This is a genomic window from Sodalis glossinidius str. 'morsitans', from assembly GCF_000010085.1.
In the GTDB taxonomy this organism is placed as follows: domain Bacteria; phylum Pseudomonadota; class Gammaproteobacteria; order Enterobacterales; family Enterobacteriaceae; genus Sodalis; species Sodalis glossinidius.
This window is the reverse complement of sequence record NC_007712.1, coordinates 1,047,772-1,063,402: the sequence shown is the minus strand read 5'-3', so window position 1 is coordinate 1,063,402 and position 15,631 is coordinate 1,047,772. Positions and strand designations below refer to the sequence as shown.

General features: G+C 52.5%; 12 protein-coding genes and 9 pseudogenes. 13 read left to right on the top strand and 8 right to left on the bottom strand.

All coding sequences use genetic code 11. The features are described 5' to 3' along the window. Nucleotides 1–176 precede the first annotated feature (176 nt). Nucleotides 177–1,508 (top strand): annotated as a pseudogene (locus tag SGP1_RS05380) (N-acyl-D-amino-acid deacylase family protein). Nucleotides 1,509–1,584: 76 nt separating this feature from the next. On the opposite strand, the pseudogene SGP1_RS05375 reads toward SGP1_RS05380, so the two are convergent. Further along, nucleotides 1,585–2,563: pseudogene (locus SGP1_RS05375) on the bottom strand (IS110 family transposase). Between the two features lie 223 nt (nt 2,564–2,786). Between SGP1_RS05375 and SGP1_RS05370 the strand changes: the two are divergent. Together SGP1_RS05370 and SGP1_RS05365 are read left to right on the top strand one after the other, a co-directional pair. Beyond that, on the top strand, nt 2,787–3,185 hold the full coding sequence (locus SGP1_RS05370) for a RidA family protein (protein ID WP_011410375.1): 399 nt from the start codon (nt 2,787–2,789) through the stop codon (nt 3,183–3,185). 378 nt (nt 3,186–3,563) lie between these two features. After that, a pseudogene (locus SGP1_RS05365) lies at nt 3,564–4,984 on the top strand (sodium:solute symporter family protein). Nucleotides 4,985–5,027: 43 nt separating this feature from the next. On the opposite strand, the pseudogene SGP1_RS05360 reads toward SGP1_RS05365, so the two are convergent. Next, nucleotides 5,028–5,398 (bottom strand): annotated as a pseudogene (locus SGP1_RS05360) (MurR/RpiR family transcriptional regulator); the annotation flags it as partial. Nucleotides 5,399–5,501: 103 nt separating this feature from the next. Between SGP1_RS05360 and SGP1_RS05355 the strand changes: the two are divergent. Genes SGP1_RS05355 through SGP1_RS05350 form a run of 3 tightly spaced genes read left to right on the top strand, consistent with a single transcriptional unit; the run spans nt 5,502 to nt 6,369 of the window. Next, nucleotides 5,502–5,882: an MFS transporter gene (locus tag SGP1_RS05355; protein WP_341532859.1), complete on the top strand. Its 381-nt coding sequence runs from the start codon at nt 5,502–5,504 to the stop codon at nt 5,880–5,882. Further along, a complete protein-coding gene (locus SGP1_RS36125; RefSeq protein ID WP_148203374.1) occupies nt 5,815–5,970 on the top strand; it encodes an MFS transporter in 156 nt (51 codons plus the stop codon). The genes SGP1_RS05355 and SGP1_RS36125 overlap by 68 nt, the downstream gene beginning before the upstream one ends. 51 nt (nt 5,971–6,021) lie before the next feature. After that, nucleotides 6,022–6,369, top strand: a complete 348-nt coding sequence (locus tag SGP1_RS05350; RefSeq protein ID WP_041866653.1) for an MFS transporter — start codon at nt 6,022–6,024, stop codon at nt 6,367–6,369. Nucleotides 6,370–7,047: 678 nt separating this feature from the next. Here the strand turns inward: SGP1_RS05350 and SGP1_RS05345 are convergent. Together SGP1_RS05345 and SGP1_RS05340 are read right to left on the bottom strand one after the other, a co-directional pair. After that, on the bottom strand, nt 7,048–7,311 hold the full coding sequence (locus SGP1_RS05345) for a hypothetical protein (protein WP_041866652.1): 264 nt from the start codon (nt 7,309–7,311) through the stop codon (nt 7,048–7,050). Then, nucleotides 7,311–7,940 carry an AAA family ATPase gene (locus SGP1_RS05340; protein WP_011410372.1) on the bottom strand — a complete coding sequence of 210 codons (630 nt, stop codon included), beginning with the start codon at nt 7,938–7,940 and terminating at the stop codon, nt 7,311–7,313. The genes SGP1_RS05345 and SGP1_RS05340 overlap by 1 nt, the downstream gene beginning before the upstream one ends. A gap of 429 nt (nt 7,941–8,369) precedes the next feature. On the opposite strand from SGP1_RS05340, the gene SGP1_RS32760 reads away from it, so the two are divergent. Both SGP1_RS32760 and SGP1_RS36120 read left to right on the top strand, forming a co-directional pair. After that, nucleotides 8,370–8,672, top strand: a complete 303-nt coding sequence (locus SGP1_RS32760) for an RcnB family protein (protein WP_050747424.1) — start codon at nt 8,370–8,372, stop codon at nt 8,670–8,672. Next, nucleotides 8,665–8,733 carry a hypothetical protein gene (locus tag SGP1_RS36120; RefSeq protein WP_424141155.1) on the top strand — a complete coding sequence of 23 codons (69 nt, stop codon included), beginning with the start codon at nt 8,665–8,667 and terminating at the stop codon, nt 8,731–8,733. Before SGP1_RS32760 ends, SGP1_RS36120 begins: the two co-directional genes overlap by 8 nt. 491 nt (nt 8,734–9,224) lie before the next feature. Here SGP1_RS36120 and SGP1_RS26675 read toward each other — a convergent pair. From SGP1_RS26675 to SGP1_RS26670, 3 genes and pseudogenes are all read right to left on the bottom strand, one after another. Continuing rightward, a pseudogene (locus SGP1_RS26675) lies at nt 9,225–10,085 on the bottom strand (IS5 family transposase). 91 nt (nt 10,086–10,176) lie between these two features. Further along, a complete protein-coding gene (locus tag SGP1_RS05325) occupies nt 10,177–11,517 on the bottom strand; it encodes a WH2 domain-containing protein (protein ID WP_011410371.1) in 1,341 nt (446 codons plus the stop codon). Nucleotides 11,518–12,517: 1,000 nt separating this feature from the next. Continuing rightward, nucleotides 12,518–12,703, bottom strand: a pseudogene (locus SGP1_RS26670) (helix-turn-helix domain-containing protein); the annotation flags it as partial. 65 nt (nt 12,704–12,768) lie between these two features. Here SGP1_RS26670 and SGP1_RS30605 point away from each other — a divergent pair. From SGP1_RS30605 to SGP1_RS32740, 5 genes and pseudogenes are all read left to right on the top strand, one after another. Beyond that, complete coding sequence (locus SGP1_RS30605; protein ID WP_041866651.1) at nt 12,769–12,996, top strand: hypothetical protein; 228 nt, start codon at nt 12,769–12,771, stop codon at nt 12,994–12,996. Beyond that, nucleotides 12,926–13,074 (top strand): annotated as a pseudogene (locus SGP1_RS32755) (mandelate racemase/muconate lactonizing enzyme family protein); the annotation flags it as partial. The gene SGP1_RS30605 and the pseudogene SGP1_RS32755, both read left to right, overlap by 71 nt. Next, a pseudogene (locus SGP1_RS35580) lies at nt 13,069–13,624 on the top strand (M24 family metallopeptidase); the annotation flags it as partial. The pseudogenes SGP1_RS32755 and SGP1_RS35580, both read left to right, overlap by 6 nt. A gap of 105 nt (nt 13,625–13,729) precedes the next feature. Beyond that, nucleotides 13,730–14,053: pseudogene (locus SGP1_RS26655) on the top strand (dihydrodipicolinate synthase family protein); the annotation flags it as partial. Nucleotides 14,054–14,683: 630 nt separating this feature from the next. Beyond that, complete coding sequence (locus SGP1_RS32740; protein ID WP_243466174.1) at nt 14,684–14,881, top strand: hypothetical protein; 198 nt, start codon at nt 14,684–14,686, stop codon at nt 14,879–14,881. Between the two features lie 432 nt (nt 14,882–15,313). Here the strand turns inward: SGP1_RS32740 and SGP1_RS32735 are convergent, their stop codons facing one another. Continuing rightward, nucleotides 15,314–15,571, bottom strand: coding sequence for a reverse transcriptase domain-containing protein (locus SGP1_RS32735; RefSeq protein WP_243466257.1), 258 nt, complete (start codon nt 15,569–15,571; stop codon nt 15,314–15,316). Between the last annotated feature and the right edge of the window lie 60 nt (nt 15,572–15,631).

Below are 15,631 nucleotides of genomic sequence, written 5' to 3'. Positions count from 1 at the left end.
AAGCGATATCACACATTAAGAAAGTGAAAATAAAGTGTATTTTATATAAAAGTAACTTTTTACGATAAAAAGTACCAATAAATGGTCTATTTTTTTGTGTAGTTTTCCACTGTTTTCATCGGGTGTAAATGATTATATTCAATCTATGTTCCGGTCAATGTGGTGAAAAGAAAATCATGGAGTACGACTACCTGTTCAAGCATGTTACGGTCATCGACGGCAGCGGCGGTCCTGAATACCGCGCCGATGTAGCGGTAGCCGGGGTTTATCTATGTCCATACCCACGATGATATCAACGTCATTCCATGCCGACATACCTGCCTAAGATAAGCCAGGGCATCACGACGGTTATCGTCGGCAATTGCGGCATCAGCGCCGCCGCCACGCTACAGGGTGAAGTACCGGATCCCATGAATCTTCTGGGTGAGGCGGAACAGTTTATCTATCCGACGGTGAATCACTATGCCCGGGCCATCAGCGATGCACGCCCCGAGGTCAACGTCGGGACATTGATGGGGCATACCGCGCTGCGCAATAACCATATGGACGATCTGTTCCGGCCGGCGCGGGAAAACGAAATTGCCGCCATGCATGGTGATTTGCGTGAGGCGCTGCGTCAGGGCGCGCTCGGGTTGAGCACCGGCCTGGCCTATGCTAGCGCCTTTTCCTCCACCACCGAAGAAGTGATGGCGCTGGCTGAAGAGCTGACCGACGCCGGTGGTCTTTATACCACCCACCTTCGCTCCGAGTTCGCGCCGATTCTGGACGCGATGGATGAGGCCTTCCGCATCGGCCGCCATGGCCTACCGGTCCTTTATTTCCCCACCATAAATGCGCCGGCGCGCAAAACTGGGGACGGACGCGGGAAACGCTGAAGTTATTTGATAAAGTGCGGGAACAGCAAGATGTGTCCTGCGATTGCTACCCCTACTCCGCCAGTTCGTCGACGCTGGACAAAAAGCAAATCACTGATGAATTCGATATCGTGATTACCTGGTCGACGCCGCATCCTGAAGTGGCCGGCCGTAAGCTGGCAGAGATTGCCGCCGATTGGTCGATGAAGCTACAGGAAGCCGGCGCGATTTATTACAATATGGATAAGCAGGATGTCCGCCGCGTGCTGAGCTACCCGGTTACGATGATAGGCTCTGACGGCCTTCAGAATGATCCGATACCGTATCCGCGGCTGTGGGGCGCGTTTCCGCGGGTGTTGGGCCACTACAGCCGTGAAGAAAAGCTGTTTCCGTTAACCACCGCCATTCATAAAATGACCGGTTTATCAGCGGCACGCTTCAATCTGCCCCATTGCGGGCTGGTGCGAGAAAGCTATTTTGCCGATTTGGTGCTGTTTGATCCGCAAACGGTGGCGGCGCGCGCCACTTTCGCCGAACCGCAGCAGCCCGCGGTGGGGGATAGAAACGGTGATGGTGAATGGCATTATCAGCTACGGCGAAGCCAACGGCGCTACCGGGCGCGCCGGCCGTTTTCTGCGCCGCGCGCCGAACTAACGCGCCGGCAGCCCCATTCCTCGCCCTTATCCGCGGGGAAGGCATATGAGATAAGCAATTTTCTTGAACGATAAAATTATAGAGAAACGTGATGGTACGATTCATCCCACTCTTCGTTCTTTCTGAGCATCGTGTTCAGGATAGTCAGAAGTTTACGCATACAGGCAACCAGCGCGACTTTTTTGGCTTTTCCCGCTGCAAGCAGCCGCGTATAAAATGCTTTTATCACCGGATTAAAGCGGGTTGCGACAAGTGCGGCGATATAAAGCGCTGTTCGGACTCCGCCCCTTCCGCCAAAGATGGTTCGCCGGCCCCGCATGGTACCCGAGTCCCGGTTTATGGGAGCAACGCCTACAAGCGCGCTGATGGCTCGTCTCGAGAGGCTACCCAGGTCGGAAACCTCCGCCAGCAACGCTGCAACCGTCATTGTACCAACCCCTTTAATACTGCTCAGTCTGGCAGCCAGCTCTTTGAAGTGGTTCCTGATGTGGTTGTTCATGTCTTCATCGATTCTGGCAAGCTCATCTTCCAGCGCTTTGATGATGATATTGATACTTTTCCCGCTCTGTGGATGAACGGGATAAAGACGGTTACGCTTACGCTCAGCAATCAACATCGCTGTTAGCTGGCGTCGGCGCACTACCATCGCAGCAAGAACCTGAAGCTCCGCATCCAGCATGGCACGGATAAAGCGTTCCCGCCCTGGATGTCGATTAATGACCTCCGCCATTTGTGCAAGCACCCGTGCATCAATACGGTCCGTTTTTGCCAGATAGCCCATAGTGCGGGCAAAGTCACGAGCCTGTCTGGGATTGACCACCGCGACGTCAAAGCCTTCAGCCTGAAACAAGCAGGCCACGGCAGCTTCAAGTCCACCAGTGGCCTCTATCAGAACCAACACCACCGGATACTTTCTCAGTTCATCAGTAATAGCATCAAAACCGTCCGTCAGAGTCATTACTGACCGTAAACTGAGCAATATCACTGCTGGCAGCAATGTCCAGTGTCGCTTTAGAAACATCAATTCCCACAAAAAGTGGATTTGGCAGACTCATTATTACCCATCCTTGCAAATACGTTATGGAGTACGGACAACTGTTCAGGTTTCAGATGAGTGGCTCAGTATAGGCGTCATTAACTTCTCTACGGGCTATAAACCCTGGGATGAATCAGACTACATACACCTTGCCAAATCTATTCGTAACCATGCTAACTAAATTTCAAGATACAAGGGTGTAATTGCGCCTCTAGCGCAGAATTTCAGGAGAAAAAAGAACTATGAGTATCAAACGTTATGGCATTGAAGGTGGCACCGGCACGGGCGGGCAACATCTGCCGTTCTCCAGTGCGGTAGAAGCCGGCGGCTGGCTGTACGTATCCGGTCAGACGCCGATGCTCCATGGAGAAGTGGTGGAAGGCGGTATCGTCGAACAGTCGCGTCTGGCCATCCAGAACTGCCTCAATATTATGAAGCAGGCGGGCTACGGCCTGGAGCATGTGGTGCACGTCAAAGTTTTTCTGACCGATGCCCGTTACTTCCAATCGTTCAATAAAGTCTTCCGCGAGGTCTTTGGCGAACACCCTCCCGCCCGCGTGTGTTGCTTGGCGGACCTGGTGGTGGACTGCAAGGTGGAAGTGGACGTCACCTGTTATAACGCGGCGCGGGTAAACGGCTAAGGAAACCGGAATGACCCACCGGCGACGGCGGGTATGCCTGGGATCAGGCCACAGTTTGCTTATGGCCAATGCCTTTACTACGGCGAAGCAGCACCGTCACCCTATTAACTTTAACTATCGGCAGAGGCGTTTCAAGATTAATAACCAGACCCTGCAGTAAACTATTACGATGCCACATTCGCTATAGGCTCTATTTGGCGCTACGTAACGAAATAATAACTTTATTCACCACCGGCGATAATCATTATCGGCTATCCGGTAAATGCTCTGCGCGTGATAAGCGCAATGTCGTGCCATGCACATTGATGTAATACTGCCAGAATGTGAGTCATGAATAATATTTCTTTTCTGTTGTAGTTCTCCGTTTATACCCTTGCCATGATAATTCTTGGCTGGTATGTCTCGCGTAACCAAAAAAACGGTGACGATTTTCTATTGGGTGGCCGATCAATGCAGATGATCCTAACGCTGGGATCGACGGTGGGCACTATGGTAGGTACAGTCTCAAGCGTCGGCGCGGTGGGCTTTGGTTACCTTAACGGCTGGGCCGGCATGCTGTACGGCATTGGCGGCGCGATTGGCATTTTGCTGGTGGCCCTCCTCTTTGAGCCGGCGCGCAGAATGCGCTTTATGACCATGAGCGAAGAAATTTGTTATTACACCGGCGGTAGCCGTCTGGTTAAAAACCTGGTCGCTGTTTTAATTTTTATTGCGTCTATCGGCTGGCTTGGCGCGCACATTCTAGGCGGTGGGTTATATCTCGCCTGGGCTAGCGGCATTGATATTAATACTGCAAAAATCATCATTGCGCTGGCATTTATTGTGTATATCGGAATTGGCGGTTATTCCGCGGTCGTGTGGATTGACACGATCCAATCTATTGTATTATTCCTTGGCTTTATATTAATGGCGGTGCTGGCGGTCAATTATGTCGGTGGCTGGAGCCATATTCAGCAGGCGGTGGATCCGGCGGCGCAAAACTTGTTTGCGGTGGATAAACTGGGATTGTTACCCGCGTTCTCGCTGGCGCTGGTAATAGGCGTCGGCGTCATGGCCACCCCCTCCTACCGTCAGAGGATCTACTCGGCGAAAACCGTCGGTGCGGTACGGCAATCGTTCACCATCACCGGCGTGCTGTATTTGTTTTTTCGTTCCTGCCGGCTATCATCGGCACGGCCGCCTGGACCATGAATCCGCACCTTGAAAACAGCGGCTTCGCGTTCTTGTTTGCCACCCAAGTCCTGCCTCATGCGCTGGCGATGGTAGTGCTCATTGCAGAGATGTCAGCCAATATGTCTTACGGCAGCTCCGACGCTATCGCCAGCGTATCGATTATTCTGCGCGATCTTTATACGCTGATTAACGGCCATATGCCGGCCGAAGATAAAGCCATTCGTTTGTCGCGTATCATGCTGGTGGTTGGCCTGGCGCTGCTGTTCGCACTGACCTCCAACGATATCATCAGCTATATCACCAAAATGATTTCGATGATTATGTCCGGCATGTTCGTCTGCCCGATACTGGGGCGGTTCTGGCGCCGCTTTAACTGGCAAGGTGCCGTCGCGGCGCTGGTCGGCGTAGCGGCAGCGGCAAGCGTCGTTCTGATGGACAGCCAATGGCTGGCATTCTGGGGCAACCCCTGTTTCCCGTCAGTACTGTTCAGCCTGTTGTTCGCCGTGGTAGCGACGCTGGTGACGCCCGCCAGCAAACTGAGCCGGGAAGAGGCGTTGGAGCTCATTACCCGTGAGCGGGAAAATCACCCGGCGCCGGTGATTCTGGGGAAAAAACGCCCGGAATGATACCCGCTCAGCGGCGCCGGCACGCAGCCATCATCAGGGGGGATCAGTCCCCCAACGGCTGGCGGTTTTCGCCGCCGCGATGGCTGTCAAGGGAGATTTTGATCCGGCGCAAATGATCTTTGGCCTGCCGCTTGTTGGCCATCACCATTTCCGTGGCCAGCACATCCACCATCGCCAGCATCGCATAGCGCGAGGTGTGGGTTTAAAGATGTAATCATTTTCCTGCACCACTAGCGCCAGCAAGGCATCAGCATGCTGAGCCAGCGGCGTCCCCGCCGGCGTGATGGCAATGACCTTGGCGCCATACTGGCGGGCGATGGCCGCGCTGTCGACGATCTCGGGCGTATAGCGGCCCAGCGACAGCGCCACTACTACATCTTTGGTACTGACGACCGAACACATCATCCTTTTCTTTCCATCATCATTTCCCGCCGTCGGCGGTATTATTTACGGCTACGACACCGGTATTATCGGCGGTGCCGTGGCCATCATCGGCGCAGTCTTTCACCTCGGCATCATGATGCAGGGCGTTATCGTCAGCGCCTCGCTGCTGGGCGCGATGGCCGGCGCGGGAGTTTCCACCGTCAGCAGCAGTGTGGCGGTGCTCGTGGCCGCGCGCATGCTGCTTGGCACGGGGGTGGGCGCCTGCCTGGTGCTGGTGCCGGTGTATATTGCAGAGCTTGCCCCGGCGCGGATCCGCGGGATGTTGGTGGCCTCATTCCAGCTACTGATCACCCTCGGTATTTTGCTGGCCTACGGCATCAATACGCTGTGCGGAAACCGGCGGCGTCTGGCACCTGCCGTTGGGGATTGCCGCTCTGTTCGGTGCGATGTTAGCCTGCGGCGCCCTGTTTATCACCGAATCGCCGCGCTGGCTTATCTCCATCAATCGCCGTGACGAAGCACGCCGTATTTTGATTACCTTGCGCGGTATCGACAAGGTAGAAAAAGAGCTGCGCACAACCGAGCGGCTGAATGAAAAATAAAAGCACGAGGTCAGTTGGGGGGAGTTATGGCGGGGTCCTGCGCGGCACATCATGATAACCAGCGCACTGGTCGCACTTCTGTGCAACACCTGCGGCATCAATCTGGTTATCTATTTCGCGCCGCAAATCTTGCAGTCCAGCGGTTTCGACACCGATACGTCCTGGCTGGGTACCCTGGGACTCGGTGCGACCAATGTAGTGTTCACCCTGGTGGGTATGCTCACGGTTGATAAGATTGGCCGCCGACCGTTGCTCATTGGCGGCGCTATTGGTTTGACGCTTTGCATGACGCTCCTGACGTCAACCTTTACTTTCTCTCCTTTCGCCGGCAGCGACTGGTTGGCACTGACCGATTATATCGTCATGTATGCCATCAGCCCGGGGGTGATCTGTTTTTGATCATTTCCGAAATAGCGCCGCTACGCGCACGCGCCAAAGTGACCAGCCTGTCGATCCCGGCTGGGCGCCGCCGCTACCTTCTGGAGCTTTGCCGTCATCTGCGCCAGCTTTGTGTAGTTAAGTTTTCATGTGCCGAAAACCCGGGGCAAAAGTCTGGAAGACGTGGAGCTGCATTTCCGGCAACGTCACCGTGAACGGCAGCGCCAGAACCGCGGGAAGCGGGTTATCCCCGGTCCACCGAGCGCAGGCGGCCAGGCAACCCGGAAGGCCCCTGGAGGGGACGGAGCGACCGATAGTAGGCGGCAGGGGCCGAGACAGGCGTCGGTAACAAATACGGCACGTTTGGCTGAAGTTTAGCCTCGTTGTGAGACAGTAATGTCTCTCACCTTCTTTCTTCTTTGATTATTTATTCTCCGCTTGGGCATGTTATGCCCAATTTTTTTCCGCAACGGTGTTGCCTAACGGCAAACCGGGTTTAGGAGCATTCCTGTATAAGCGGAGCGGTACAGGGGTTAAGGTTTTGCCTCTTCATGAGGATGGAGGGTAGGGACAGCAGCAGGACGCGGGCAAAGGAGTCGCCCGAACGCTTTAGGGAATAAAGGTCCGGACGGAACCGGCACCCTCCTGTAGGGCAACAGCGGCCTGAAGGCAAGACCACAAGCGATGCGAGCTGACGCGTTATTTCGCCGCATCTTGCTGCGCGTAGATGAGCAACGCGTGGCGAATCATATTCAGCTTGGAGCGGTTGGTCTGCTGACAAAGCTTTTCCAGCGTCTCGTACTCATATTGATTAAATGGCACCCGAATCGCTTTATAGTCCCGCGGCGCTTCTTTATCGATCTGGCGCTCCGCCGTTTTTACGCCGTCCGCCGCCGCGGCGAACTCTTCAATGCGCCGCTCCACGTCCAGTGAAGGGGTAACGCTCTCTCTGCGTTTAACCATTAGATAAGCTCCTTTACCAGGCATTGTAACTCAGCTTTCGCTTTCGAGTTGTTCATTTCCACGACGCCTTTACCTTCTGACATACCGTCACGGTAAATTTTGCGATCGCGGATGACCGTTGATAGCAGCTTAAGTTGCGGGTAGTCACGCAGATAAGCGCGGGCTTCGGCGGTTTCATTAATGACAGGATTAGTGGGTGCCATAGTCAGCATCGCCACCGCCCGTAGCACCGGATTAATATCCTGCGCTTCGGCAATAATCTCATTCATGCGCGGCAGCGTGTCCAAATCCGGCTGCGACGGGCGAAACGGCACAAGGATAATATCCGCCGCCGTCATGCCGGTACGCACCTCGCGGCTGTCGCGTCCGGCGGTATCGACGACCACATAGTCATAGCGCGCCTTCAGATCCAGCAGCGTCTCACGAATATTATCGAACTTCTGGATACTGTGGATGGTATCGAGTTCGCCGGCACTGTTTCTGTCGCTAATCCAAGTTGACGACGTTCCCTGCCGATCGGCATCGACAAGCACCACGTCTTTACCCTGTCTGACCAGTTCGCTGGCAATATTGACGCACGTGGTTGATTTACCGCAGCCGCCTTTTTGGCTGCCGATAAGAATGATCATACTCCCACCTTACAATTCCGGTGCTTAAGCGGTATCAATAAAACACTAAATTTGTCGTATAATCAACTGCCTTGCAGCGCGAGCGTCTTTTTTCGCTAAAAAAAGGCTCCTGCAGCGGCGCCCTCCTCGTTCAACAAGCGTAAACCGACTTCGCCATCGCCAAAAGTCGCGTCTGACGGCACAGCGCGAGCCGCTCCTGGCAAGTCTGCCTGAAGCCGGCATGCGCGATAAGTGCTACCGGCACTTGCCGCCATGAGTCATTGCAAAATGCAACAAGCGGCGGCATAAGTGTAAGCAATGCGAAAAGATCCCCTCCGTTTAAGAGTTTTCATATTTCCCCTCTCCGGCCGTTGCTCTATGTTCTTTTTTCGTCATTGCCGTCCCGACAGGGGCAAACCTTAATCCGATTAATCCGTGATAGGCGGTACTATGAAAAAAATAAACGTCATGCTTTTTTCGGGCGCGTTGCTGGCATTGGCCTCCGCCCCGACCTTCGCTCAAGGCGAACAGCCCAACGGCGGTGCGCCGCAAAACGGTGGCAAAAATCAGAATGCCCATACCTCCAGCAAAGCGCACTCTGGCCAGCCGCAAAGGCAGCGAAAGGCAGACCATGCTTTTCGTCAGGGCCATGCCTTACCCCACCAATATCGCGCCAAGCAATATTACGTCGACGATTGGCGCGCGCGGACTGAAAGCGCCGCCGAGCGGCCATCGCTGGGTACGGGTGAATAATGACTACCTGTTGATTGCAATCACCACTGGCGTGATTACTTCCATTATCACTCATCCTTAACAGCGTGTCCGCCGGCGGTGGCGCATCAGGGGAAGATTAGCCGAATTGGTGACTTATCTGGCGGGACCGGATTCCGCCTAGCGTAACCCTGGTTATCTACGGCAGCTTGCTATGTAATTATTCAAAGCTGTGAGCAGAAATAATACTGTCGCGACGGAGTCTGCCCTGACGGTAGCGGGTAAACCGGGAAAAGCGGCATTGGGGTTCATCGAACACTGCTCGGCTACGAAGTGGCAAAAGGGATGCTTTAGCAGACAATAGAGATCGTTTTCGCCGGCGAAGCTTTAACCAGAGTGGCGCGCTTTTGATGCGGAAGTGAAAGTGAAGCGTTAGGGCATGTGTCACTCCTTTTCCGTATCTTTTATTGCAATGACACAGAACCTCTAACGCTCCTTCTTACAGTAGATTCAATCTACAGCAACTTTATACTTCGCTACGGCTTTGTTGAATAAATCAGAATTTATGACTACGCCCCCCTAGCAGATCGATTGTTATGCGATCCGGATGCTGTTCGGCATTCCTAACAGCGTCATTTTGTTAAGCGCTTTGACCATCGCCATTGCCTCACCTACCTGCGCATCATAGTCACGCAGACTTAGATGATCGCCCATAAGCGTTTTGAACCGGAATATAGCTGTTTCAGCCACTGAGCGTCGATGATAGCCCACTTGCTTTTTCCATACATCGTTACTGCCGCTTAGACGCTGATTCGCAACAGCGTAGTTACCGCTCATGGTATCGGTCTGGCCAATATTGCGCCCCACCTCGTGGAGAAATAAAAGGCCTTATTTTCTTCCTCAGCAGAGCATCATGACAGTAGCGGGTAGGGCCTGAGTATCCGTCGTACCGCTGAGCGATAAGTCAGCACAGATAATCTCATGCATTACACTGTCTGCGGCCATATGCAGCTTACGCCACACCCTCCGTCTGTCGGCACCATGCTGTCGGACTTTCTATTCGCCTTCGCCAAAGACCTTCAGGCCGGTTCCGTCAATGACTAGAGGTGAGATTTCACCACGGGTCGGCGTTTTTATGCTGATCTTAACTGTCTTTGCTCGCTTGCTGATCAGCGAATAGTCTGGGCATCTTAGCAGCAGCACCATCAGTTTAAAAATGGCGTCAACGAAGCCCTGTAAAGCCCTTAACGAAAGGCCAAACACGCGTTTCATCATCAGAACAGTGGTGATAGCCATATCTGTGTAGTGAAGCGGCCGACCACGCCGTTCAGGCGTTGTTTTTTCCGCCCATGCAACAATTGCCGACTCATCCAGCCATATCGTTAGAGCCCCGCGCTGCTTGAGAGCTTTGTTGTAAGTGGACCAGTTGGTTATTTTAAACTTTTGCTTTGCCATGAAGTGCAGATGTTGAAATGACGGTAGTGATCTGAGCAGACGATCACCTAAAAGTTATATTTATTTAACAAAGCCCTTCGCTACTGTTTTCTTAGTCATCCCACTCATCGAAATCAGTATTATCGATGCCGGAATCGTCGTCTGGAGCCATAGCTCTCATTCTTGCTTTCAAAACGCCTTGAAGCGTGCTTTTATCTGCATCGTCGCTCTCGGCTGTTGGCTGTTTTTCAGTGGCTTTCGCCTTCTTTAGGTTTTCCTTACTAAATTGGCGAATACTCGATAACAGCGTTGCTCTTTCATCGTTCTCAACCTTTTGCTTCTCAATGATTTCTGCCTTTTTGAGATTTCCCTTATCAAATTGGCGAATACCAGATAACAACGCTGCATTATCTTCGTTCACAACCTCTCGCTTCACTTCTTCAAATTGAGCTTCTCTGAGGGATGCAGGGGTAGTCTTCTGCTCAGAAAGAAGAGAAGAGGCGGCTAAACTACTTTCTCCCTTCGGCATAGGCGGCGGAACGGGAATAGTCGGCCCAGCCAGCGCTGGCGATGCAACTGGATGCGTGGACTCAGTCGGCATAGGCGGAGGTGCGGAAATTGCTGACTTGGTAGCTTCCCTCGTCCCTTTACTTGCGGTCTCCTTAACCTGCTGTTGTGGTGCGGGAGTGACCTCTGCTTTTTCTGCAACAGAAACTTTGCGATTGCTAACGGCATCATGCGGTGGTGATGATTCTCGTTGAGCGGCAGGAATGACCGTTGTTTTCTCGGCCGGTTTACCGCTTTGGATATCGCTTAAGGTATTTAACGCCGCTACATATTTATCTCTTTTATTTAACAAAGGCTGTAGTTTCTCCTCAAACATCGACTGAATCTTGGGAGTGTTAATTTCGCTCTTTGAAAAGGTAGAAAAAAATTCATTTTGCATTTCAGGACTGGTCTTAGACAAGTAGTACTCGATGCTTTCTTTATAATTAGCCGTCTTATGTTGCTCATCTCTCAGCTTGCCTAAGATTTCACTGTTTGCCTTTAATTGATTGTTCAAATTCTCTAATTTTTGTTGGTTGCCTGCTTGTTTGATGACCATGATATTATTGTGTATCCCAGACCTGTGGGATTTGGTGCTGTTCCCATTAGAAATTTTATTTTCTAATCTAGCTATTTCATTCTCAATATTTTTCTTTTTCTTCTCATAGATAGTAATATTTTTTGTAATCGTTGAGATATATTTTTTCAGAATTTTATCTTCTTCGGTGATTATTTTTTTAACCATCTCGGTTATTTTAAGATTATTATCACTGTTTTTGACACTAACCAAGTGATGTCCAATGCTTGCTTCATTAGCATTGACTTTAGAGCGTTCGACAATTTTATCGGTACTGTTGTGTGTAACGAGTTTGATAAATTGCGTATTTGCCTGAATATTAAGACTCATAAAACCTCCTTTGCGACCTAAAAAATAATGGTAGAAATTACACTTTTACCGAAAAATCAAGACATTCTTATATATATCACAGCACGATCTACGAAATTCAACTTCCACCACGTCTATGGTTACTGAATTGAAATACACATAATTTTGTAAGACGATACAGTTTCTCTAATATGCAAAATATCAAATTTCATCACTCAAATTTTTTTCATTGATTTAAGTCAAGTTATCATGATGCCTTATCAAGGAAGATAACCCGGGCTATCAGCTCTCGGCTTCAGGGAGGAACTGGATATCGCAGCAGATCATCTCGAATAACGTGTGATATAGCGAAAATCGCAATTCAGTAATTACTCTACATCACAGCAGACACATCCATCAGAATTGATGCTTATGCATCTTTCGATGATTTCGGTTCTTTCTTTATCAAAGATGTGGATCCCCTATCGGTCTGCGTCCCGCGATGACCGGGCTAAGCAACACCGAGCATTATCCGCACAGTTCAGGCCAGCGCGAGGTAAATTTTGCCGCGAAGAATACGCGTACCGACGCGCGTGAGGTCCAGCATTATTAAAATAGCCATTGATGGCCAGCTCGGCTGTACGCGACTTCCTCTCCCGCAACTCGACATTTGATACCCCGAAGAGGGGCACATTGTTCAGTCGCTACAATCCCTCAACGGTCACATCGCCCGGTACAAACCGTTTTTTCAGTGCAACAACATTCACCCAGCATTTAAGCGTGGCCGAGGCCTGCGCCCATGGTTGAACCAATAAGGTCTAGAACCGCTTGCCGTTCTGAGGATTCAATAACGTCAAATCTCAATGTGGATAATGGCCGTTAACGCCTCAATGAGACTGTACAGTTCCCGTACAGGCACTTTAATTCCAATAAGCGCATCATCCGTGCAGGCATATACGGGTAGGCATATAATGTGGGGAAATAAAGCCCCTTGCAGCTCTCTATAAATGTGAATTAAGGCTCACCCCTATCTCTCCAACCCGTTAATCCAGCGTGTGACTGAACGGCGAGCACAGCAGAGCATTCTGGCAACTCCACTGACGCAGTCCCTCCGATGCAACAGCAACATGGCGGTAAGCCTACGGGCGTGGTTTTTGTCACGCGTTTTACGAATCGTCTTTTTCATCAGGCGTCTTTCAGTTCGGGAGATATAAGCGATGAACGACATGACTTGGTCGAAGTAGTGATTTGATGATTGATCAGATCGCAAAATAGGAACCGAGTTCCGCCCAAGTGATTGAAGGCCAGGTAAAACAGGAGATTGACGCACTGCTGGCGCAGGAACGCTTCGGCGTACGCGCGGAGATCCTACGCTATCAACAGACCACCAGCGGCGCGACCGAAACCGATAGCCGCGAGCGTATCGTGCAGGCCGGTTTGGCCGCCTGCCGCGCCCACGGTTCGCGCGGCGCGCCGTCTGCAGGAGGCCGGCGTGCCCTTCATGATCGGGCAAATGAATGAAAGCGCCACCGCCGCGGCGTTGCATGTTACGCACCTGACCCGGCCGCGCTTTCCGAACTGTATGGCGCCGACGGGCTGGAAGTAATGATTATCACCGGCCCGGAAAATATTTTTTATCTGACCGGTCAGCAAACGCCCGGCTACTACACCTTCCAGGCGCTGCTGTTGCCGGTAGAGGGAGATCTGGTGTTTGTCATCCGCCAACTGGAATATTGAAACTTTATCCCCAATACCTGGATTAGCGACGCCGCCATTTACCAAGACGGCGACAATCCTATCGATTTTCTGTTTGGCGTTCTGCGCGACCGTCGCTGGCTGAACAGCCGCATCGGGCATTGATAAGCGCGGCTGGTTCCTGCTGATTGCGGTGTATGAAGCCTTACAGGCGAAACTTGGCACCATTTACGACGGTGCCGGCGTCATCGAGCAACTACGCGCGGTGAAATCTGCAGCTGAGCTGGAGAAAATGGGCCACGCCGCCCGCTATATCGATGCCGGCACCGACGAAAACGCTCTGGTCACGGCCATGATGGACCAGGCGATTGCCGCCGGGTCGGAATATGTCGGCATGGAGCCGCTGGTTTCCTCCGGCACGCGCAGCGGCGTACCGCACGGCACCTGGCGTCAGTGAAACCATTGTCGTAACGGAAACCGGTTATCGCAGCCTCGGCACAATCCCACGGCTGCTGACCCTGATTAACGCTTAATAACCCTGCACCCTAAAGGATATCTGATGAAAGACATGACCGAATGCCGCGAACGCCTGCGCGGTATTTTCAATATCACCGTGACACCCTTCACCCAGAATGGCGACATCGACTACGCCGGGCTGGCCGCCAATATTGAACGGGTTATCGGCCTGGGCTATGACGGCATTCTGATAGGCGGCACCTACGGTGAATTTCCCGCCCTCTCCCCGGACGAGCGCGTGGCGATTTTTCGCCACGTCATGGTGGTGGTGAACGACCGGGTACCGATAATATTGTGCAGCGCCGGGTCCGATGCCCAGGTGGTAGCGCAACTCACCCAACTGGCGGGCGATCTCGGCGGGCTGCCGGGCCAGCCGTTCACAGGCACGCTGCGGCGCGAAATACAGATGGTGTTTCAGGACCCCTATTCTTCCCTACATCCGAAGCATACATTAATGCAGACATTAGCTGAATCGTTAAACCTTCTGCATGAACGCGACGTGATAGACCACATGTATGACCGGGCGGCGACGATGGCGCAGGGGTCATTGTCGACGGCGGCAATTAACCGCTGCGAAGGTTAATGCAGCGTGATCCCTAACGCCGGGCACCCTTGCGTGCTCGTCGGCATAAACTTCGCTCATTTCTGCCCGCGGCGACTACACTTTCTTACATCACCGACCGGTTAGAGCCACACGCGTTGTCAAAACAATAACGGCCCGACTGGCGAAATGGCCGGTTGCCGGTCGTACACCCGCCCGGCGGGAGGGAAGCAGCCAGACAGATCCGACGTCAATAATATAATAAGGAAGATGAGGCTATGGCGTTAAAGCAGGGAGTCAAATCACCGCGCGCAGGGGCAAAGTTAACCCGGCCATTACGCACCGGCCAACGGGCCGGCATCGCGCTATGTGCGTTACTTCTGAGCGCCTGCGCATCGCAGTACCGGGGCGGAATGCCAGGGGGAAATCAAAACGCTGGTGGGACAGCCGCTTGGCGTGACGCAGGCGCTGATTATTGACTGGTTCACGTCTTTCTCGGTCGCCATGCCGAAAATGACCGTGGAAAGCGGGCCGCTGAAATCCACCGATCGTCATAAATATATCCCTTCTGCCGTCACCCAAGAGGCTATTTGGCGCAAAGGGTTTCCGACCATAAATTCAGTATCATCAATGCGCCAGAGAATAAATGGGTGACCTACACCTGCCCTTGAAGGCGGCGCCGGACCTTCATTTGTCAGCCACGGCACGGCACGCGCCTGTCTGTTTGCTTTGCAACGTTCCCTAGCGCATCACTCCCGGGCGGGTTAGCGGTCCTCTCTCGCGGTTTTTTCGACAAAAAGAACACCCTTCGTTGTCAGAATCCGCCTAAGAATATAATCACCCATCTTGACCTTTACCCGATGCCGGGTTGGCTGTTTACGGCGGCTTGGCGACAGTTAAAAACAGCAGCGGGTTACAAAAACATTCTATTTTATTCGAGGAATTATTATTGTTAATAACCAGGGCAGCCCATGCGCTGAGGTATTGTGAGCTGCAGAAGAAGCGAAAGGCGCACGACAAGATCGGGATAGGGGCGGCCAGTAACTGGCCAGTCCCCTCCCACACCGCCCTTCATGATTCCTGCGTTCAGGAAGCACGCACCAGCCGGATCACTCCAGCGTCGTTAACGTACTTCCTTAAACGATCAATCAGAATGTCGTGGTTAATCCGATCAAAGAACTTCGATAGATCAACATCAACCACAACGCGGTAGCCATCTTGTACGTACTGATGTGATGCAAGAACAGCGTCATGCCCACGACGACCGGGGCGAAACCCGTAGCTGTATTCACTAAAAGTGGGATCGATCAGTGGTTGCAGTGCCTGGAGCAGTGCCTGTTGAATCAGACGGCCGATGACGGTGGGTATCCCCAGTTCACGTTCGCTTCCATCCGGTTTTGGGAT